The organism is Amycolatopsis sp. NPDC003865 (assembly GCF_053605345.1).
In genome coordinates this window covers 24,543-44,153 of sequence record NZ_JBSGJA010000038.1, presented here as the reverse complement: position 1 = coordinate 44,153, position 19,611 = coordinate 24,543, and the positions used below count along the sequence as shown (strand labels likewise).

The 19,611-nt window shown below is 72.1% G+C and carries 18 protein-coding genes; 13 read left to right on the top strand and 5 right to left on the bottom strand.

All coding sequences use genetic code 11. From position 1 onward, the window contains the following. Positions 1-17: 17 nt before the first annotated feature. Positions 18-527: a DUF1707 domain-containing protein gene (locus tag ACWEVP_RS48160; RefSeq protein ID WP_452069327.1), complete on the bottom strand. Its 510-nt coding sequence runs from the start codon at positions 525-527 to the stop codon at positions 18-20. A 104-nt stretch (positions 528-631) separates the two neighbouring features. Here ACWEVP_RS48160 and xerD point away from each other — a divergent pair, with 104 nt between their 5' ends. The 6 genes from xerD to ACWEVP_RS48130 all read left to right on the top strand — a co-directional run bounded on the left by xerD (position 632) and on the right by ACWEVP_RS48130 (position 5,561). Continuing rightward, positions 632-1,534 (top strand): site-specific tyrosine recombinase XerD, encoded by a 903-nt coding sequence (gene xerD / locus ACWEVP_RS48155; RefSeq protein ID WP_452069351.1) that lies wholly within the window; start codon positions 632-634, stop codon positions 1,532-1,534. Between the two features lie 147 nt (positions 1,535-1,681). Next, complete coding sequence (locus ACWEVP_RS48150; RefSeq protein ID WP_452069326.1) at positions 1,682-2,653, top strand: ParA family protein; 972 nt, start codon at positions 1,682-1,684, stop codon at positions 2,651-2,653. Continuing rightward, complete coding sequence (locus ACWEVP_RS48145; protein WP_452069325.1) at positions 2,650-3,063, top strand: cobyrinic acid a,c-diamide synthase; 414 nt, start codon at positions 2,650-2,652, stop codon at positions 3,061-3,063. Before ACWEVP_RS48150 ends, ACWEVP_RS48145 begins: the two co-directional genes overlap by 4 nt. Beyond that, the gene (locus ACWEVP_RS48140; RefSeq protein WP_452069324.1) at positions 3,063-3,977 is read left to right on the top strand and encodes a segregation and condensation protein A; all 915 of its coding nucleotides are present in this window, start codon (positions 3,063-3,065) and stop codon (positions 3,975-3,977) included. Before ACWEVP_RS48145 ends, ACWEVP_RS48140 begins: the two co-directional genes overlap by 1 nt. Beyond that, positions 3,974-4,822, top strand: coding sequence for an SMC-Scp complex subunit ScpB (gene scpB, locus ACWEVP_RS48135; RefSeq protein WP_452069323.1), 849 nt, complete (start codon positions 3,974-3,976; stop codon positions 4,820-4,822). The genes ACWEVP_RS48140 and scpB overlap by 4 nt, the downstream gene beginning before the upstream one ends. Then, positions 4,809-5,561, top strand: coding sequence for a pseudouridine synthase (locus ACWEVP_RS48130; RefSeq protein ID WP_452069322.1), 753 nt, complete (start codon positions 4,809-4,811; stop codon positions 5,559-5,561). Before scpB ends, ACWEVP_RS48130 begins: the two co-directional genes overlap by 14 nt. Here ACWEVP_RS48130 and ACWEVP_RS48125 read toward each other — a convergent pair. Continuing rightward, positions 5,540-6,355 (bottom strand): class I SAM-dependent methyltransferase, encoded by an 816-nt coding sequence (locus tag ACWEVP_RS48125; RefSeq protein ID WP_452069321.1) that lies wholly within the window; start codon positions 6,353-6,355, stop codon positions 5,540-5,542. The genes ACWEVP_RS48130 and ACWEVP_RS48125 overlap by 22 nt on opposite strands. Before the next feature lie 64 nt (positions 6,356-6,419). Here ACWEVP_RS48125 and ACWEVP_RS48120 point away from each other — a divergent pair, with 64 nt between their 5' ends. Then, positions 6,420-8,261, top strand: a complete 1,842-nt coding sequence (locus ACWEVP_RS48120) for a Xaa-Pro dipeptidyl-peptidase (RefSeq protein ID WP_452069320.1) — start codon at positions 6,420-6,422, stop codon at positions 8,259-8,261. Positions 8,262-8,273: 12 nt separating this feature from the next. Here the strand turns inward: ACWEVP_RS48120 and ACWEVP_RS48115 are convergent, their stop codons facing one another. From ACWEVP_RS48115 to ACWEVP_RS48105, 3 genes are read right to left on the bottom strand one after another with little or no spacing between them, the layout of a single operon-like run. Continuing rightward, positions 8,274-9,467 carry a cation:proton antiporter gene (locus ACWEVP_RS48115; RefSeq protein ID WP_452069319.1) on the bottom strand — a complete coding sequence of 398 codons (1,194 nt, stop codon included), beginning with the start codon at positions 9,465-9,467 and terminating at the stop codon, positions 8,274-8,276. Between the two features lie 7 nt (positions 9,468-9,474). Beyond that, a complete protein-coding gene (locus ACWEVP_RS48110) occupies positions 9,475-9,957 on the bottom strand; it encodes a cation:proton antiporter regulatory subunit (protein ID WP_452069318.1) in 483 nt (160 codons plus the stop codon). 37 nt (positions 9,958-9,994) lie between these two features. Continuing rightward, positions 9,995-10,363 (bottom strand): DUF4267 domain-containing protein, encoded by a 369-nt coding sequence (locus ACWEVP_RS48105; RefSeq protein WP_452069317.1) that lies wholly within the window; start codon positions 10,361-10,363, stop codon positions 9,995-9,997. Between the two features lie 112 nt (positions 10,364-10,475). On the opposite strand from ACWEVP_RS48105, the gene ACWEVP_RS48100 reads away from it, so the two are divergent. From ACWEVP_RS48100 to ACWEVP_RS48075, 6 genes are all read left to right on the top strand, one after another. Continuing rightward, a complete protein-coding gene (locus ACWEVP_RS48100; RefSeq protein ID WP_452069350.1) occupies positions 10,476-11,021 on the top strand; it encodes a TetR/AcrR family transcriptional regulator in 546 nt (181 codons plus the stop codon). Positions 11,022-11,110: 89 nt separating this feature from the next. After that, positions 11,111-11,815, top strand: a complete 705-nt coding sequence (cmk, locus tag ACWEVP_RS48095) for a (d)CMP kinase (RefSeq protein WP_452069349.1) — start codon at positions 11,111-11,113, stop codon at positions 11,813-11,815. Continuing rightward, on the top strand, positions 11,812-12,471 hold the full coding sequence (locus tag ACWEVP_RS48090; RefSeq protein ID WP_452069316.1) for a lysophospholipid acyltransferase family protein: 660 nt from the start codon (positions 11,812-11,814) through the stop codon (positions 12,469-12,471). Before cmk ends, ACWEVP_RS48090 begins: the two co-directional genes overlap by 4 nt. Before the next feature lie 16 nt (positions 12,472-12,487). Continuing rightward, on the top strand, positions 12,488-13,948 hold the full coding sequence (gene der, locus ACWEVP_RS48085) for a ribosome biogenesis GTPase Der (RefSeq protein WP_452069315.1): 1,461 nt from the start codon (positions 12,488-12,490) through the stop codon (positions 13,946-13,948). A 254-nt stretch (positions 13,949-14,202) separates the two neighbouring features. Then, entirely contained in the window at positions 14,203-18,087 is a 3,885-nt protein-coding gene (locus ACWEVP_RS48080) for a Pls/PosA family non-ribosomal peptide synthetase (RefSeq protein WP_452069314.1), read from the top strand. A gap of 90 nt (positions 18,088-18,177) precedes the next feature. Further along, positions 18,178-19,593, top strand: a complete 1,416-nt coding sequence (locus tag ACWEVP_RS48075) for a M1 family metallopeptidase (protein ID WP_452069313.1) — start codon at positions 18,178-18,180, stop codon at positions 19,591-19,593. The last annotated feature ends 18 nt before the right edge of the window (positions 19,594-19,611 follow it).

Sequence of the window (19,611 nt, the reverse complement as noted above, 5' to 3'; positions counted from 1 at the left end):
GTCCGCTGCGCCCCGGATCAGGGGCGCAGCGGGCGGCCTTGGGCGTCGAGACCGCCGTCGCGCAGCAGCAGGATGCCGTCGATGATCGGCCACAGGATGCCGATCCCGGTCATCAGCACCACGAACAGCTGGAGCAGCCCCAGCCCGACCTGGCCGGTGTAGAACCGCCCCACGCCGAACGGCAGCACGATCTGGAGCACCCCGGCCACGGTCTTGGACCGGTAGGAGTACGGCACCGGCGCGTACGGCATCGGGGCCGGCGGCGGCGCATACGGGTCCGGCGCGTACATCGACAGCTGCGCCGTCCGCTGCGCGTACGCCGGCGGCGGCCCGAAGAACCCCGGGTGCGGCGGTGGCAGGTCGCGGAACAGCGGCCGCAGGTCGCCGAGGGTCGTCGCCGCGTACGCGTCCGTCACGCGCGTCTCGTACTCGTCCGGCGTGATGCGGCCCATGCCGAAGTGGTCGGCGAGCAGCCGCGCCGCTTCCTCCCGCTCGGCCGTGCCGATGCGGAGCTGGTCCGACTCCATGAATCCAAGGTAACCGCGCGAACCTGAGAACGGGGTTTCTGCCGGGTCACGGACCCTGGGCGGCCTAAGGTGACGGCGTGGCAGCCCCGGGCAGCACGGACGGCGTGATCGCCGCGTACCTCGACCACCTGGTCGTCGAACGCGGGACCGCGCGCAACACCCTGGACAGCTACGCCCGTGACCTGCGCCGGTACGCCGCGCACCTCGACGGCGCCGGCGTCGCCAAGATCGCCGACGTCACCGCCGCGCACGTCACGTCGTTCGGCGCCGCGCTGCGCGAAGGCGACGGCGAACACCGGCCGCTGGCGGCGTCTTCGGCCGCGCGGGCACTCGTCGCCGTGCGCGGCCTGCACAAGTTCGCCCACGCCGAGGGCCTCACCGAGCACAACCCGGCCCGCGAGGTCCGGCCGCCGACCCCGGCGAAGCGGCTGCCCAAGGCGCTGCCGGTCGACGACGTCCTGCGGCTGCTCGAGACCCCGCCGCCGGACGGCGAGCGCCCGCTGCGCGACCGGGCGCTGCTGGAACTGCTCTACTCGACCGGCGCCCGGATCTCCGAGGCCGTCGGCCTGGACGTCGACGACGTCGACGACGCCGAACGCACCGTCCTGCTCGACGGGAAGGGCGGCAAGCAGCGGCTCGTCCCGATCGGGCGTCCCGCGCTCGCCGCGCTGCACGCCTACACCGTCCGCGCCCGGCCGGCACTCGCCGCGCACGGCCGCGGCACGTCGGCGCTGTTCCTCAACGCCCGCGGCAGCCGGCTTTCGCGGCAGAGCGCGTGGCAGGTCCTCAAAGACACCGCCGAACGCGCGGGGATCGCCGCCGCGGTGTCGCCGCACACGCTCCGCCACTCCTTCGCCACGCACCTGCTCGAAGGCGGCGCGGACGTCCGGGTCGTCCAGGAACTGCTCGGCCACGCCTCGGTGACGACGACACAGGTGTACACGCTGGTCACGGTCAACACCCTCCGCGAGGTGTACGCGACCGCGCACCCGCGGGCGTTGGGCTAGATGGCCGTATAGAGCGTCAAGGGCCTTCGTACGCTGCACCGACTTCTCGAGTGACATTGCCCCGTCGAGTCCGGCGCGTTGCTTTGCCGGGGCTCCGGCTCCGCGCATAGGCTGCGTCGGACGCGACGAACAAGGAGTCTTCTCGCCATGTCGACACCGAACCAGCCGGCCCACCCGGCCGAGTCCGCCGGGTCGGCGGCGGCGAACCTCAACGACGTCAAGATCGCGACGCCGGAGATCCACGACGGCGACGAGCCGCAGGAGCGCAACGGCAAGAAGGTCAAGCTCGAGGGGATCGGGCCGACCGGCCGCCCGATCCGCGAGCACCCCGACCCGGCCCCGCTGGACAAGCACGGCCCGGCCAAGATCATGGCGATGTGCAACCAGAAGGGCGGCGTCGGCAAGACGACGTCGACCATCAACCTGGGTGCCGCCCTCGCCGAGTACGGGCGCAAGGTGCTGCTCGTCGACTTCGACCCGCAGGGCGCGCTCGCGGTCGGGCTCGGCATCCAGCCGCACGAACTGGACCACACGGTCTACAACGCCATCATGGAGCGGTCGGTCAGCGCCACCGACGTGCTGATGAAAACCCGCGTCGACGGCGTTGACCTGCTGCCGAGCAACATCGACCTGTCCGCGGCGGAGGTTCAGCTCGTCGCTGAGGTAGGGCGCGAGCACACGTTGTTACGGGTCCTTCGTCCGGTCATGAACGACTACGACTATGTTCTTGTCGACTGCCAGCCCTCGCTCGGCCTGCTCACGGTGAACGCGCTGACCGCCGCGGACGGCGTGATCATCCCGCTGGAGTGCGAGTTCTTCAGTCTGCGAGGCGTCGCCCTCCTGATCGACACCATCGAGAAGGTCCAGGAACGCCTCAACCCCAAACTGGACATAGTCGGGATTCTCGCCACCATGTACGACCCGAGAACCCTGCATTCGAAGGAGGTCATGGCTCGCGTGGTGGAGGCATTCGGCGAGACCGTGTTCGACACGGTCATCAACCGCACCGTGCGGTTCCCCGAGACGACGGTCGCGGGTGAGCCGATCACGACCTGGGCGCCCAAGTCGGCCGGCGCGGCGGCGTACCGCCAGCTGGCCCGCGAGGTGATCGCTCGGTGAGCAGGCGCGCCTCCCTGCCCGGAGCGTCGGAACTCTTCAGGATCACGACCAGCACCGCCAGCCCCGCTCTCGACCTCCCGCCCCAGGCGCCGTCCGAGCCCGCCGAAAAGCCGAAGCCCGCGGGCACCGGCCGGACCGAGCAGCTCGCCCGCAGCGCGGCCCCGCACGGGTCGGGCCGGACCAAGCACGACGCGAAGATCACCGTCTACGTCTCCGGCGACGAGCTCCTGGCCATGGAGCAGGCCCGGCTGACGCTGCGCGCGAAGCACGACCTGGTCGTCGACCGCGGCCGGCTGGTCCGCGAGGCCGTGGCGGTGCTGCTGGCCGACTTCGACCAGAACGGCGACGAGTCGGTTTTGGTGCAGCGGCTGCGGGTGGTCGGCTCAGACGGCGGCGAAACCGAGGGCTGATGGACGAGCCGGAACCGGCCCCGGCATCGGCTCCGGAGGAACAGGTCCCCGAAGAGCACCAGACGGTGCACGGCGGGATGATCCCCGAAGGCGTCAACACCGAAGAGCTGAGCACGTCGAAGTTCAAGGTGCGGCTGGCCAACTTCGAGGGACCGTTCGACCTGCTGCTGCAGCTGATCTCGCAGCACCAGCTCGACGTCACCGAGGTGGCGCTGCACCAGGTCACCGACGACTTCATCGCGTACACGCGCGCGCTGGGCACCGACTGGAACCTCGACGAGACGACGGAGTTCCTGGTCATCGCGGCGACGCTGCTGGACCTGAAGGCGGCGCGCCTGCTGCCCGCGGCCGAGGTCGAGAGCGAAGACGACCTGGCCCTGCTGGAGGCCCGCGACCTGCTGTTCGCGCGCGTGCTGCAGTACCGCGCGTACAAGCAGGTGGCGGCGCTGTTCGGGGAGCTGGAGCAGGGCGCGTTGCGGCGCTACCCGCGGTCGGTGGCGTTGGAGGAGCGGTTCATCGGGCTGCTGCCCGAGGTGATGCTGGGCGTGACGCCGCAGAAGTTCGCGGAGATCGCGGTGGCGGTGTTCCGGCCGAAGCCGCCGCCGACGGTGTCGATCGCCCACATCCACATGGGCCGCGTGTCGGTGCGCGAGCACGCGGCGCTGCTGCGGGTGAAACTGGCCTCCCGGGGGCAGGCCACGTTCGGCGAGCTGGTGGACGACTGCGAGCACACGGTCGAGATCGTGGCGCGCTTCCTGGCGCTGCTGGAGCTCTACCGCGAGGCGACGGTCCAGTTCGAGCAGAGCGAAGCGCTGGCCGAGCTGCACGTCCGCTGGACGGGCGGCTCGATGGAGGAGGCCTCCGCGGCGGCCGAGCTGGACCGGTCCGCCGGAGACGAAGAGGAGTACGGGTGAGCCCCGAAGACAAGACGCCGGACCCGGTCGACGAGGCCGCGGCCGAGCTGGTGCTCGACGAGGCGTTGTCGGGCGAGCCGGTCACCGAGGACGGTGAGCCGGAGGAGCCGGTCGCGCCGGTCGAGCCGCTGGTCGAGGAGACGGCGGCCGAGGAGCCTGCCGCCGCCGAGCCCGAGCCCGCACTTTCACGTGAAAGTGCGGCGCCCGCGGACTCCGGAGACGGGGCCGGTCCCGCGCTCGATCCGGATGATCCCGAGTCCGACCTCGTCGCGACCGGGGACATCAGCCTGCTGCCCGACGTCACCTCCGACGAGGCCCTCGAAGCCGCGCTCGAAGCCCTTCTCCTCGTCGTCGACTCGCCGGCCAGCGAAGAACTCCTCGCCGAAACCCTCGAGCAGCCCAAGGCGCGGATCGTCGTCGCGCTCCGCACCATGGCGCAGAAGCTCACCGAGCGGACCAGCGGGATCGACCTGCGCCGCGTCGGCGAAGGGTGGCGGTTCTACACTAGGGACGTCCATGCCCCGTTCGTGGAGAAGCTCCTGCTGGACGGCCAGCGGTCGAAGCTGACCCGGGCCGCGCTGGAGAGCCTCGCCGTGATCGCGTACCGGCAGCCGGTGACCCGCGCCAGGGTCGCCGCGGTGCGGGGCGTGAACGTGGACGGCGTGATCCGGACGCTGCTCGCGCGCGGCCTCATCGAAGAGATGGGGACCGACCCCGAGACGACCGGCACGCTGTACGTGACGACCGAGCTGTTCCTGGAGCGACTGGGGCTGTCGTCACTGAACGACCTGCCCCCGATCGCTCCGCTGCTACCCGAAGTGGACACCATCGATGACATCCAGTGAACACCCCGACGGCATCCGCCTGCAGAAGGTGCTGTCGCAGGCCGGGGTCGCCTCCCGGCGGGCGGCGGAGGACCTGATCGCGGCCGGCCGGGTCGAGGTGGACGGCGAGGTCGTCACCGAGCTGGGCCGCCGTGTCCACCCCGACGAGGCGATCATCCACGTCGACGGCACCCGCGTGAACCTGCGCGACGACCTCGTCTACCTCGCCCTGAACAAGCCCAAGGGCGTGCACTCGACCATGTCGGACGACCGCGGCCGCCCCTGCGTCGGCGACTACCTGCGCGGCCGCTACGAGGAGACGCCCGGCGTCGTGCACGTCGGACGGCTCGACGAGAACACCGAGGGCCTGCTGCTGCTCACCAACGACGGCGACCTCGGCCACCGGCTCATGCACCCGTCCTACCGGGTGCTCAAGACCTACCTCGCCGAGGTCGACGGCCTCGTGCCGCGCGGGCTCGGCAAGGAGCTGCGCAACGGCTGGGAGCTGCCGGACGGCATCATCAAGGTCGACCAGTTCCGGGTCAAGGACATGCACTCCGGCAAGTCGCTGGTCGAGCTGGTCATCCACGAAGGCAAGAAGCACATCGTGCGCCGCCTGCTCAAGGACACCGGCCACCCGGTGCTCAAGCTGGTCCGCACCGCGGTCGGCGACGTCCAGCTCGGCAACCAGCGCGTCGGCTCGATCCGGCGGCTGACCAAGGGCGAGGTCGGCGCGCTCTACCGCAACGTGGAGCTGTGATACTCGGCGGTGACGAAGCCGTCCGGGGTCTGCTCGTCCTCACGGCCGTAGCCCGCCGCCACCGCGGACCGCGTGACCGTGGTGGGCTCCCACCCGTGCTCCCGTAGCCACTCCGGCCCGCGATCGCCGAGCCCGCCCTTCCACAGCGATGTGACGCGCTCGGCGCCCGGGGTCGCCTTGGCCCGGGCCAGCAGGCTGTCCGGCGTCTCGGCCGTCCGGTGCTCGAACGAGACCCGGCTGCCCGGGGCGGACAGCTCGCTCACCGTCGTGAGCATCCGGTCCGAGTCTTCGCGGGAGAGGTAGACGAGCAGGCCCTCGGCCAGCCACGCCGTCGGAACGCCCGGGTCGAACCCGGCCGCTCGCAGCGCGCTCGCCCAGTCCTCGCGCAGGTCCGCCGGCACCGTGATCCGGTCGCACGACGGTTCCGCGCCGCGCCCGGCGAGCACCCGGTCCTTGAACGCCAGCACGTCGGGCAGGTCGAGTTCGAACAGCCGGGTCCCGGGCGGCCAGGGCAGCCGGAACGCGCGCGCGTCGAGGCCCGCCGCGAGCAGCACCACCTGCGCGCACCCGGCGCCGAGCAGGTAGTCGTCGTAGAAGCGGGTGCGGATCGCGACCTGCGCGGCGAAAAGGCTTCCGAGCCCGTCGCCGCGCGGCGGCAGCACCGAGCGGCCTGCCTCGTGGAACGCGGCCGCGTACGGGTCGTCGAACAGGTGGTCCGGGCGGCCGCTCTCGTAGGCGCGCAACGCGGCGACGCCGACGGCGGTGCGGCTCACGGGCGGCAGGGAGTCCGTCACGTCCGCCAAGCTACCCACTTTCCGCCGTGGTGGCCGACCACGCCGGCTCGCTAGCGTGACGGGCATGCGACTCGGGGTGGTGTGCGGGGTCCTCGCGGTGCTCCTGTCCGGTGCGGTGGCCCCGGCGGCCGCGGCTCCCGCGGCGAGCGAACCGGTCTACGACTACGCGAAAGCGATCCGCGAAACCGTCTGGGTCGACATCGGCCACGACGGCGACGGCGACGGCCGCTCCGACCGGGTCGCCGCCGACATCGTCCGGCCGAGCGAAGCCACTGCGCGGGTGCCGGTGATCATGGACGCCAGCCCGTACTACTCGTGCTGCGGGCGCGGCAACGAGAGCGAGCTGAAGTCCTACGACAGCGCCGGGAAACCGGTGAAGTTCCCGCTGTTCTACGACAACTACTTCGTGCCGCGCGGGTACGCGGTGGTGCTGGTCGACCTGGCCGGGACGAACCGCTCGGCCGGCTGCGCGGACGTCGGCGGTTCCTCCGACGTCGACTCGGCGCGCAAGGTCGTCGACTGGCTGAACGGCCGCGCGAGCGGGTACAGCGCCAAGACCGGCGGCAGCGCCGTGACGGCGGGCTGGAGCACCGGGAACGTCGGGATGATCGGCAAGTCCTACGACGGCACGATCGCGAACGGCGTCGCCGCGACCGGTGTCGCCGGGCTGAAGACGATCGTGCCGATCTCGGCGATCAGCTCCTGGTACGACTACTACCGCTCCGACGGCGCGACGTTCGGCTTCAACCCGGCCGGGCTGGCGCAGACGGTCGAGGCGCGCAACAGCGGGCAGAACTGTTCGGCGCAGAACCAGGTCCTCACGACCGGCGCCACCGCGAACGGCGACTACGGGCCGCTGTGGGCGGACCGGGACTACGCGAAGAATGCGGGCAACGTGCGGGCGAGCGTGCTGCTTTCCCACGGCGTCAACGACCTGAATGTCAAGACCATCCACTTCGGACAGTGGTGGGCCGGGCTGAACGTCGAGAAGAAGATCTGGCTGGCGCAGACCGGGCACGTCGACCCGTTCGACTACCGCCGCGCGGACTGGGTGGACCTGCTGCACCGGTGGTTCGACCACTACCTGCTCGGCGTCGACAACGGCGTCCAGAACGGGCCGCAGGCGAGCGTCGAGCGGCAGCCGGACCAGTGGGTGGACCAGAGCGCGTACCCGGCGGCGGGCGCGGTCGCGACGACGTTGCGGCCCGGGGCGTCCGGCAAGCTGGGCACCGCACCGACGTCCGGGACGGCGTCCTTCACCGACAACCCCAGCCTGGGCGAGGACACCTGGGTGACGAACCCGGGCAGCGCGGCGTTGACGTACTCGACCGGGACCCTGGCCTCGGACCTGCAGGTCTCGGGAACTTCGACGGTCACGGTGACGGCGACGCCGAGCACGTCGTCGGCCCGGGTGTCGGCGCTGCTGGTCGACCTGGGCGCGGCGACGATCCGCAACTTCGCCGGCAGCGGCGAGGGGATCAAGACGGGGACGGCGGAGAACTGCTGGGGCTCGTCGACCTCGGGCGACGACGCCTGCTACAAGATCGCGTCGGCGGACGTGAAGAAGGTGAACTACACGATCCTCAGCCGGGGCTGGGCGGACCTGGCGAACTACGCGTCGCTGTCGCAGGAGCGGCCGCTGACGCCGGGGACGGCGTACACGATGACGTTCCGGCTGGCGTCGACCGACCACGTGGTGCCTCGCGGCCACGCGCTGGCGTTGATCATCGGGGGAACGGACGGGAGTTTCCTCCGCGGGCCCGCCCAGCCGGGCCGGGTCACGCTGGACCTGGCCCGGACGTCGGCTTCGGTCCCGCTGGCCGGCGTGCTGCCCGCGGCGGCGACCCACCCGGCCGCCGTCGGCGGTGAGCACGTGCCGTCGGCGGGCCGGGCGGACCTGCGCTAGCCCGGCGCCGGGTCAGTTCGCCTCCGCCGGTGCCGTGCGGGCGGCTGTCTTCCGTTGCAGCGCGCGGACGATCGGCTCCACCACCCGGGCCGCCGTCGGGCCGAGGATCGCCATCAGCAGCACGTACGCCGTGGCCAGGGCCGCCAGTTCGCCGGAAACCGCTCCCGCCGTCACCGCCAACCCCGCGATCACGATCGAGAACTCGCCCCTGGCCACCAAAGCCGCTCCGGCGCGGGCCCGGCCCAGGCGGCCGATGCCCTGGCGGCGTGCCGCCCACCAGCCCGTGCCGACCTTGGTCAGCGTCGTCACCACCGCCAGCACGATCGCCCAGCCGAGCACCGGCGGGATCGACGCCGGGTTCGTGTTGAGGCCGAACACCACGAAGAACACCGCCGCGAACAGGTCACGCAACGGCTCCAGCAGGTGGGTCGCGTTCTCCGCCGTCGAGCCCGAGATCGCGATGCCGAGCAGGAACGCGCCGACCGCCGCCGACACCTGCATCGCCGATGCCACGCCCGCCACCAGCAGCGCCGCGCCGAGGACCTTCAGCAGGAACACCTCGCGGTCGGGGCTGTCGACCGCCGCCGAGACGTAGCGGCCGAACTTCAGCGCGATCACCAGCACCACGGTGATCACCAGCAGCGAGATGCCGACGGCCTCCATGCCGCCGAGCAGCGACACCCCGCCCAGCACCGCCGTGAGGATCGGCAGGTAGAGCGCCATCACCAGGTCCTCGAACACGAGGATCGACAGCACCACCGGCGTTTCGCGGTTGCCGAGCCGGCCCAGGTCGCCGAGGACCTTCGCGACGATCCCGGACGATGAGATGTACGTGACGCCCGCCATCACCATCGCGCCGACCGGGCCCCAGCCCAGCAGCAGCGCGACCGCCGCGCCCGGGGCGGCGTTGAGGACGATGTCGAGCAGGCCGGCGATCCAGGACCGGCGCAGCCCGGTGAACAGCTCGGCCGCCGAGTACTCCAGGCCGAGCAGCAGGAGCAGCAGCACGACGCCGATTTCGCCGGCCAGGTGCGTGAAGCCGCCGATGTCGGTCAGCGGGATCAGCCCGCCCGAGCCGAAGCAGAGGCCGCCGATCAGGTAGAGCGGGATGGGGGAGAGGCCGATCTTCCCGGCCAGGCGTCCGAGCACGCCCAGCACGAAGAAGACCGCCCCCAGTTCGATCAGGGACAGCGCGGTGTGGTCCATCGCGCGATCAGCCGTACTTCAGGATCTTGGCGGCGGCTTCGAGGCCCTCGCTGGTGCCGACCGCGACCAGCAGGTCGCCCCCGGTGAGGGCGAAGTCCGGCGCCGGCGACGGGTGCACCTGCCCGGCTCGCGCGACCGCGACCACCGAGACGCCGGTGCGCGTGCGCATGGCCGTGTCGCCGAGCGTCCGGCCGTCGAACGGACCGGACGGCTTGATCGGCAGCTGCTTCGTGCTGATCCCCGGCAGGTCCTGGTGCTCCTCCGTCAGCTGGGCGACCAGCTGCGGCGCGCCGAGCAGGTTGGCCAGCGTGCCCGCCTCGTCCGCGGTGAGCGGGATCGAGGCGGCGCAGGCATCGGGATCGTCCGATTTGGACACGATCAGCTCGGTGTGGCCGTCCCGCTGGGTGACGACGCCGATGCGGCGGCCGGTACGGGTGCTGAAGTCCTTGCGGACCCCGATGCCGGGCAGGGGAGTTACTTCGACGTTCACCCGACCACCGTAACCCAGGTGTCCGATTCGCGGGGTTTCAGCCGAGCAGGAGCAGGAGCCCGGCGACGGCCATCACGACGGCGGTCACGCCGTGGACGCCGAACGCCGTGGCCTTCTTCCCCCGGTGGCGCAGGACGATCAGCATGTCGAAGACGGGCCAGAGGGCCGCGGTGAGGATGACCCAGCCCAGCGCGTGCGGGTCGCCGTAGATCAGCAGGGCCAGCGTGACCAGGCCGGCCCCGACGTCGCGGCCGCCTTTGACGTTCAGGAATGTCTCGGCGTTTTCGGGGACCTCGGTGAAGCCGAAGCCCGCGGCGATCTTCGCCGGCGCGAAGAGGTAGTTGAGGCCCACGTAGATGATCCCGAGCGAGACGATCGCGACGAGGACGTAGCCGGTGACGAGCATGGTGTTCCCTCCAGTTTTCTAGCACCGCTAGGATTGCTAGCAACGCTAACCTAGCGGCGCTAGTTTGTCTAGCAGTGCTAGCATGTGACGTATGACCCAGCGACAGCGGCGTGTGCGCGACCGGACCGAGCGAGGGCAGCGGATCGTCGCCGCGGCCAGGGAGCTCGCCGAGGCCGAGGGCTGGGACGCGGTCACCACCCGGCGGCTCGCGGGCCTGATCGAGTACAGCCAGCCGGTGCTCTACAGCCACTTCCCCGGCGGCAAGGACGCGATCATGGCGGCCGCCGCGCTGGAGGGCTTCGCCGAGCTGGCGGCGACTCTCGTGGCGGCCCGCCCCGGCGGCCTCGGCGGGGTGACGGCGGCATACCTGGGCTTCGCCGAGGCGAAACCCGGTCTCTACGACGCGATGTTCACGCACGCCTCGGAACTGCGGTTCGCCGAGGACGACACCCCGGAGGTGATGAAGGCGTGTTTCGCGGAGCTCCTCGCGGTGGTCGAGCCGGCGGCGGGGGCGCAGGACGCGGGCGCGTTGACCGAGGTGTTCTGGAGCGCCCTGCACGGGCTGGTGACGCTGGACCGGGGCCACCGGCTGTCGCCGGCCCACCGTGACGAGCGCCTCGCGCTCGTGGTGGCGCGCTTCGGCGCGCGGGGCGACTGATCTCCTCCGTGGCCCGACCGGCAGAATGGGGGACGGCCGAACGAGACGAGAACGCGAGGAGAGTGCCGGTGACGGGAGCCCTACGTGGTGTGGTCGCGCTGGACGGCCCGTCGGGGACCGGGAAGACCACCGTCGCCCGCAAGCTCGCCCAGCGGCTCGGGGCCGGCTACCTCGACACCGGCGCCATGTACCGGATGGTGACCCTCGCCGTGCTGCGCGCCGGGGTCGACCCGGCCGACGCGGACGCCGTCGCCCGGCTGGCCGACGAGGCCGACTTCACCATCGGCACCAGCCCCGACCGGCCCGAGATCCGGCTGGCCGGCGAAGACGTCGCCGCCGACATCCGCGGGCCCGAGGTCACCAAGGCCGTTTCGCCGGTGTCGGCCGTGCCGCACGTGCGCGAACTGCTGGTCGCCCGGCAGCGGCGGATCATCGACGACGTCGTCGGGCACCGCGGCGGCATCGTCGTCGAGGGCCGGGACATCGGCACCGTCGTCGCGCCGGAGTCGCCGCTCAAGGTCTTCCTGACCGCGTCCGCCGACGTCCGCGCGTCGCGCCGCAGCACCCAGGACACCGCCGCCGGCCGGAAGTCGTCGGTCGCCGACGCGCTGGCCAGCGTCGAACGCCGTGACCACCTCGACTCGACCCGCGCCGCCTCGCCGTTGCGCGCGGCCGACGACGCCGTGCACGTCGACACCTCGGAGCTGTCGATCGACCAGGTGATCGTCGCGCTGAGCGAGCTGGCCAGCCATCGCGGCATCCTCGAAGGCTGCAACGCCGAGGTGGCGCGATGACCGCTGACGGACTCCCCGCGGGATCCGTCGGCACACTCCACGACGCCGGGCGGGTCTTCGCCCGGTACTATCTGCGGTCGGCCTTCCGCATCCGGGTGCACGGCCGCGAGCGCCTGCCCGCCACCGGGCCGGTGCTGGTGATCGCCAACCACAGCTCCATGATCGAACCGCAGCTGATCTTCGGAATGCTTCCCCGGCGTTCGGCGTTCCTGGTCAAGGCCGAGATGTTCGGCGGCATCGTCGGCCGGTTCATGCTGGCGATCGGGCAGATCCCGCTCAAGCGCGGCGAGATCGACCGCAAACCGCTGATGACCGCGGTCGGCGTGCTGAAGGACGGCGGTGTCGTGGGCATCTTCCCCGAGGGGACCCGCGGGGCCGGCGACGTCGGCGCGGCCGAACGCGGCGCGGCCTGGCTCGTCCGGGCCTCCGGCGCGACCGTGCTCCCGGTCGCGACGCGGGGCACACGCAAGCCGGCCGACGGCAAGAGGCGCTGGCGCCCGCGCGTGGACATCCTCGTGGGGGAGCCGTTCACGCCGAAGGTCGGCCCCGGCAAGACCGGGCTCGACCAGGGCACCGAAGAGCTGCGCGGCGAGCTCGCGGCGCTCGTGAAGACTTTGGACGATTGGCGTTCCGAAAACGGATTCGGCTCGCCATAAGGGAAATTGGGTAACCGTGGAAGAGTTCGAAAGCGTCGGCGAAGTCGACGGCACCTGGTCCGACGAGACCGAGTTCGCCGCGCTCGACGCGCAGATCGAGGCGGCCGAAGCGGCCGAGGAGGCCGCGCTCGGGCAGCCGGTGCTCGCCGTCGTCGGCCGCCCCAACGTGGGCAAGTCGACCCTGGTCAACCGCATCCTCGGCCGCCGCGAGGCCGTCGTGCAGGACGTGCCGGGCGTGACCCGGGACCGCGTCGCCTACGACGCCTACTGGGGCGGGCGCAAGTTCACCCTGGTCGACACGGGCGGCTGGGAACCGGACGCGACCGGGCTGCAGGCCTCCGTCGCCGCGCAGGCCGAGCTGGCCATGCAGACCGCCGACGCGGTGCTGCTGGTGATCGACGCGACCGTCGGCGCCACCGCCACCGACGAGGCCGTCTCGAAGGTCCTGCGCCGCTCGAAGAAGCCGGTGCTGCTGGCCGCGAACAAGGTCGACGACGACCGCCTGCTCGCCGACACCGCGTCGCTGTGGTCGCTCGGCCTCGGCGAGCCGCACCCGGTCAGCGCCCTGCACGGCCGCAGCTCCGGCGACCTGCTCGACGCCATCCTCAAGGCCCTGCCCGAGGCCCCGCGCGAGGGCGGCGCCGTCACGACCGGCCCGCGGCGCGTGGCGCTGGTCGGCAAGCCGAACGTGGGCAAGTCGAGCCTGCTGAACAAGCTGTCGGGCGAGGAGCGCTCGGTCGTCGACTCGGTCGCGGGCACCACCGTCGACCCGGTCGACTCGCTGGTCGAGCTGGACGGCGAGACCTGGCGGTTCGTCGACACGGCCGGCCTGCGCAAGCGCGTGAACTTCGCCGCCGGCGCCGAGTACTACGCCTCGCTGCGCACCAAGACCGCGATCGACGCGGCCGAGGTCGCGATCGTGCTGCTGGACGCGGCCGAGCCGATCTCGGAGCAGGACCTGCGGGTGCTGACCATGGTCGTCGAGGCCGGGCGCGCCTGCGTGCTCGCCTTCAACAAGTGGGACCTGGTCGACGAGGACCGCCGGCACGCGATGGTCCGCGAGCTGGAGCGCGGCCTGGTCCGCGTGCCGTGGGCGGAGAAGGTCAACATCTCGGCGCTGACCGGCCGCTCGGTGCGCAAGATCGCCCCGGCGCTGCGGACGGCCCTGGCGTCGTGGGACAAGCGGGTGCCGACCGGCCAGCTCAACGCGTGGCTGTCCGACCTGATCGCGGCCACCCCGCCGCCCGTGCGCGGCGGCAAGCAGCCGAAGGTGCTGTTCGCGACGCAGGCCGGGATCCGGCCGCCGACGCTGGTGCTGTTCACCACCGGTTTCCTGGAGGCGGGCTACCGCCGGTTCATCGAGCGCAAGTTCCGCGAACAGTTCGGTTTCGCGGGCAGCCCCGTTCGGGTGAATGTGCGGGTTCGCGAAAAGAAGGCGAAACCGAAGATCGGCGGAAAAGCCGCCCGGACGCGGTGATTTCCTGACGTCCCGGCCGGCGTGATCCGTCAATTGCGACCTGGATCACGCTGGTCAGGACGATGATCGTGAGGTCCGACACGCAAGCGTGACCGGGCGGATATATTTCCTTCACCAGCGAGTATGGTGGAGGGTCGTTGCGGGCGCCTCATTCAGGAGTGCAAGCCCGATGAGGCTCGCGGAAGGTGAGTGGTGGGCTTGCGCGCCCATAGTTCGTCCCTGCACGTCTTCGTTCTCTTCGAGGCGAACGCCCGATGACCGTCACGATCGAACCCACGGGATCCGCCGCCGAGGTGACGCTCGCCCCGGTCGCCGACCGGGCGCTGTTCTGGTCCGGCCTCGGCGCCGGTGAGCGCACCCTCCTCGACGTCCTCTCGGCCACCGCGGAGCGGCATCCGAACGCCGCCGCGATCGACGACGGCACCACCACCCTGACCTACCGCACGCTCCTCGACGAGATCGACGCCTACGGCCGCCGCCTGCGCGGGTACGGCGTCGGCCTCGGCGACCGCGTCGGCATCCGGATCTCCTCCGGCACCGCCGAGCTGTACGTCGCGATCCTCGCCACCCTGTCCGTCGGCGCCGCCTACGTGCCGGTCGACGCGGACGACCCCGACGAGCGCGCCGAGCTGGTCTTCGAAGAGGCCCAGGTGGCCGCGGTGGCCACCGACGGCAAGATCGAGGTCCACTCGACGCCGGGCGGCCGTGACGGCGTCCCCGGCCCCGCCGACGACGCCTGGATCATCTTCACCTCCGGTTCCACCGGCAAGCCCAAGGGCGTCGCGGTCACGCACGCCTCCGCGGCCGCGTTCGTCGACGCCGAGGCCGAGCTGTTCCTCGCCGACGAGCCCATCGGCCCCGGCGACCGCGTCCTGGCTGGGCTGAGCGTCGCCTTCGACGCCTCCTGCGAAGAGATGTGGCTGGCCTGGCGCCACGGCGCCTGCCTGGTCCCGGCGCCGCGCGCGCTGGTCCGCACCGGGGTCGACCTCGGCCCCTGGCTGGTCGCGCAGCGCATCACCGTCGTCTCGACCGTGCCGACGCTGGCCGCGCTGTGGCCCGCCGACGCCCTCGAAGACGTCCGCCTGCTCATCTTCGGCGGCGAAGCGTGCCCGCCGGAGCTGGCCGAGCGCGTCGCCGTCGAAGGCCGCGAAGTCTGGAACACCTACGGCCCGACCGAGGCCACCGTCGTCGCCTGCGCCGCGCAGCTGACCGGCGAAGGCCCGGTGCGGATCGGGCTGCCGCTCGTCGGCTGGCAGCTGGCCGTCGTCAACGACGAGGGCGAGCCGGTCGCCATGGGCGAGACCGGCGAACTGGTCATCGGCGGGGTCGGGCTGGCCCGCTACCTCGACGCGGAGAAGGACGCCGAGAAGTTCGCGCCGCTGCCGTCGCTGGGCTGGCAGCGCGCCTACCGCTCCGGCGACATGGTCCGCGCCGAAGAAGAAGGCCTGCTGTTCCTGGGCCGCCTTGACGAGCAGGTCAAGCTCGGCGGCCGCCGCATCGAGCTGGGTGAGGTCGACGCCGCGCTGCAGGCCCTGCCGGGCGTGCAGGGCGCGGCGGCCGCGATCCGCCGCACCAAAGCGGGCAACCAGGTCCTCGTCGGGTACGTCGTGCCCGGCACCGAACCCTTCGACCAGGACCAGGCCGCGACCCGGCTGCGCGAGCACCTGCCCGCCGCGCTGGTGCCGCTGCTCGCCGTCGTCGACGACCTGCCGACCCGCACCTCCGGCAAGGTCGACCGCGCCGCGCTCCCGTGGCCGCTGTCCACTGTGGACGCCACCGGGCTGTCGCCGACCGAGACGTGGCTCGCCGAAGGCTGGGCCGAGATCCTCGGCGTGTCGGTCGACGACCCGAAGGCCGACTTCTTCACCCACGGCGGCGGCAGCCTCACCGCCGCGCAGGTCGTCGCGCGCATCCGCACCCGCCACCCGCAGGTGTCGGTCGCCGACATCTACGCCCACCCGAAGCTGGGCGCGCTGGCCGCGATGCTGGACGCGCTGGACGGCCAGGCCACCGAGCGCCGCGAGATCGCGCCGGCCCCGCGTCGCGCGGGCGTCATCCAGACGCTGCTGATGGTCCCGCTGATGGGCCTGGTCGGCCTGCGCTGGGCGACGCTCGCCGCCGCGCTGTCGAACGTCCTGGCTCTGCTCGGGTTCGCCTGGGCGCCGACGCTGAGCTGGGCCTGGATCGGCCTGGCCTGGGTCGTGCTGTTCAGCCCGGCCGGCCGGATCGCGATCGCCGCGGGCGGTTCCCGCGTGCTGCTGTCCGGCGTCCGCCCCGGCACCTATCCGCGTGGTGGAAGTGTCCACTTGCGACTGTGGACGGCCGAGAAGCTCGCCGAGTTCTCCGGTGCGGACAGCGTCGCCGGCGCGTCCTGGATGACGACGTACGCCAAGGCGCTCGGCGCGCGGATCGGCAAGGACGTCGACCTGCACTCGCCGCCGCCGGTCACCGGTTTCCTCAAGCTGGGCCGCGGCGCCGCGATCGAGCCCGAGGTCGACCTGTCCGGCCACTGGGTCGACGGCGACGTCGTGCACATCGGCAAGGTCCGTGTCGGCGCGGAGGCCCGGGTCGGTGCGCGCAGCACGCTCTTCCCGGGTGCCCGTGTCGGCAAGGGCGCGGAGATCGCGGCCGGCTCGACCGTCCGCGGCGCCGTCCCGGCCGGGCAGCGGTGGGCCGGTTCGCCCGCCGCGCGCGTCGCCAAGGACGAACGCGACGCGCTGAAGTGGCCGTCGAGCCGCCCGCCGCGGTCGCACTTCTGGGCCGCCGTCTACGGCGCGACCTCCCTCGCGCTGGGCTTCCTGCCCGGCGTGGCCGCGCTGGCCGGGGTCGCCGTGCTCGGCTACGCGATCGCCGGCGCGCCGACGCTGCTGGACGCGTTCCTCCGGGCGCTCGTCTTCGTCCCGGCCGCGACCGCCGCGTACTTCCTCGCGTACATGCTGCTCGTGCTCGTCGGCGTCCGGTGCCTGAGCATCGGCATGGTCGAGGGCTACCACCCGGTGCACGGCCGCGTCGCGTGGCAGGTCTGGGCCACCGAACGGCTGATGAGCATGGCCCGCGAAGGCCTGTTCCCGTTGTACGCCAGCCTGTTCACGCCGGTGTGGCTGCGGCTGCTCGGCGCGAAGGTCGGCCGCAACGTCGAGGCGTCGACGGTCCTGGCGCTGCCGAAGATGACCAAGGTCGACAGCGGCGCGTTCCTCGCCGACGACACCATGGTCGCCACCTACGAGCTCGGGCACGGCTGGCTGCACGTCGCCCCGGCCCGGATCGGCAAGCAGGCGTTCCTCGGCAACTCGGGGATGACCGCGCCCGGCCGGTCGGTGCCGAAGCGCGGCCTGGTCGGCGTGCTGTCCTCGACGCCGCTGAAGGCGAAGAAGGGCTCGTCGTACCTCGGGATGCCGCCGCTGCCGGTCCGCCGCGCGGTCGGCGAGGCCGACACGAGCCGCACCTACACCCCGGCGCTGCACCTCAAGGCGGCGCGGGCGCTGGTCGAACTGTGCCGGATCATCCCGGTCATGTGCGGGGTCGCGCTGACCGTCTCGGTCGCCTTCGGGCTGCTGTGGGCGGCGACGGCGTTCGGCTTCGGGGTTGCCTTGCTGCTGGCCGGGCCCGCCCTGCTGGCCGCCGGTGTCGTCGCGGCGCTGACCGCGACCGCGATGAAGTGGCTGCTGGTCGGCAAGTTCCGCGAGGTCGACCACCCGCTGTGGAGCTCCTTCGTCTGGCGCAACGAGCTGGCCGACACGTTCGTCGAGGCCCTGGCCGTGCCGTGGCTGATCGGCTCGGTCGGCGGCACCCCGCTGCTGACCGCGTGGCTGCGCACGATGGGTGTCAAGATCGGCCGCGGCGTCTGGCTGGAGACGTACTGGCTGCCCGAGGCCGACCTCGTCTCCCTCGGCGACGGCGCGACGATCAACCGCGGCTGCGTCGTGCAGACCCACCTGTTCCACGACCGGATCATGAGCATGTCGCGCGTGGCGCTCGGCGAGGGCGCGACGCTCGGCCCGCACGGCATCGTGCTGCCGGGCGCCGGCATCGGCGCGCGCACCACGGTCGGCCCGGGCTCGCTGGTGACCCGCGGCGACGAGGTGCCGGCCGACACCCGCTGGCTCGGCAACCCGATCTCCGCGTGGCCGGGTAAGTAGAAGGTCACGAAGTACCCGCCTGGCTCGCCGGACTCACCCGTGCGTGCGAGCCTGGTTTGGTACGTCGGCACGAGGAAAGGTTCGCAACGGGTGATTTCGAAGGCTCCGGCACCGGCCCCCGGCGCGGACACCTCGGGTGACCCCTACCTCCCCGCGCACGGCAACGGCGGCTACCGGGTCCGGCACTACGAGCTGAACCTCGACTACAAGGTCGGGCCGAACCGGCTCTCGGCGTCCGCGGTCCTCACCGCCGAGGCGACGCAGGCGCTTTCCCGCGTCAGCCTGGACTTCGGCGAGTTCCGGATCAACCGCGTGCTGGTCGACGGCAAGCCCGCGAAGTACCTGAAGCGCGGCGCGAAGCTGCACGTCCGGCCGGCGAAGTCGATCGCTTCGGGTGCGGCGTTCACGATCGAGGTGCACTACGTCGGCAACCCGCGCCCGGTGCGCAGCCGCTGGGGCGACGTCGGCTGGGACGAGCTGACCGACGGCGCGCTGGTGGCGAGCCAGCCGGTCGGGGCGCCGTCGTGGTACCCCTGCAACGACCACCCGTCGGACAAGGCGTCGTACCGGGTGACCCTGACGACGGCGTCGCCGTACCAGGTCGCCGTCACCGGCGACCTGGTCGAACGGGTCATCGGCGGCAGCACCACGCGGTGGGTGTTCGAGCGGCCCGAGCCGACGGCGACGTACCTGATGAGCGTCCAGATCGGCCGGTACGACGAGCTGGAGCTGACCGGCCGCGGCTGGTTCCCCCACACCGGGGTGGGCGCGCGCCGGTTCACGCTCGGCTTCGGCCGCGGTCACGTCGACTCGGTCCTGCAGACGGTGCCGCAGCGGGCGGCCGTGCCCCCGCGGCTGCGGCGGGCGTTCGAGCGCGACTTCGGGCGGCAGGGCCGGATGATCGAGATGCTGCAGCGGTTGTTCGGGCCCTACCCGTTCGAGGAGTACGTCATCGTCGTCACCGACGACGACCTCGACGACCCGATCGAGGCACAGGGCATGGCGATCTTCGGCGCCAACCACGTCGACGGCCGCCGCACGTACGAGCGGCTGGTGGTGCACGAGCTGGCCCACCAGTGGTTCGGCAACAGCCTGACGGTGGCGGACTGGCGCCACATCTGGCTGAACGAGGGCTTCGCGACGTACGCGGAGTGGCTGTGGTCGGAGGAGTCGGGCGGCCAGCCGGCTTCGGCGTTGGCCCGCAGCTGGCACACGCGCATCAAGGCCAAGCCGGCCGACGTCCGGATCGCGGATCCCGGTGTGGCGCGCATGTTCGACGAGCGCGTGTACAAGCGCGGCGGGTTGACGCTGCACGCGCTGCGGGCGGAGATCGGGGATCCGGCGTTCTTCGCGTTGCTGAAGGCGTGGACGGGCGACCACCGGCACGGGCTGGTGACGACGGAGCAGTTCGTGGCGATGGCCGAGGCCTACGCGGCCCGGTCGCTGGACCCGTTCTTCGAACGCTGGCTCTTCACCCCGGCACTGCCCCCGCTGCCCAGCGCCTGACCTCGCCCAGCCACGGCA

Coding starts and splice junctions, on each gene's coding strand:
- ACWEVP_RS48160 (WP_452069327.1), bottom strand. CDS start 527: ATGGAGTCGGACCAGCTCCGCATCGGCACGGCCGAGCGGGAGGAAGCG.
- ACWEVP_RS48115 (WP_452069319.1), bottom strand. CDS start 9,467: ATGGACCACACCGCGCTGTCCCTGATCGAACTGGGGGCGGTCTTCTTC.
- ACWEVP_RS48140 (WP_452069324.1), top strand. CDS start 3,063: ATGGACGAGCCGGAACCGGCCCCGGCATCGGCTCCGGAGGAACAGGTC.
- ACWEVP_RS48130 (WP_452069322.1), top strand. CDS start 4,809: ATGACATCCAGTGAACACCCCGACGGCATCCGCCTGCAGAAGGTGCTG.
- ACWEVP_RS48120 (WP_452069320.1), top strand. CDS start 6,420: ATGCGACTCGGGGTGGTGTGCGGGGTCCTCGCGGTGCTCCTGTCCGGT.
- ACWEVP_RS48150 (WP_452069326.1), top strand. CDS start 1,682: ATGTCGACACCGAACCAGCCGGCCCACCCGGCCGAGTCCGCCGGGTCG.
- ACWEVP_RS48090 (WP_452069316.1), top strand. CDS start 11,812: ATGACCGCTGACGGACTCCCCGCGGGATCCGTCGGCACACTCCACGAC.
- ACWEVP_RS48080 (WP_452069314.1), top strand. CDS start 14,203: ATGACCGTCACGATCGAACCCACGGGATCCGCCGCCGAGGTGACGCTC.
- ACWEVP_RS48105 (WP_452069317.1), bottom strand. CDS start 10,363: ATGCTCGTCACCGGCTACGTCCTCGTCGCGATCGTCTCGCTCGGGATC.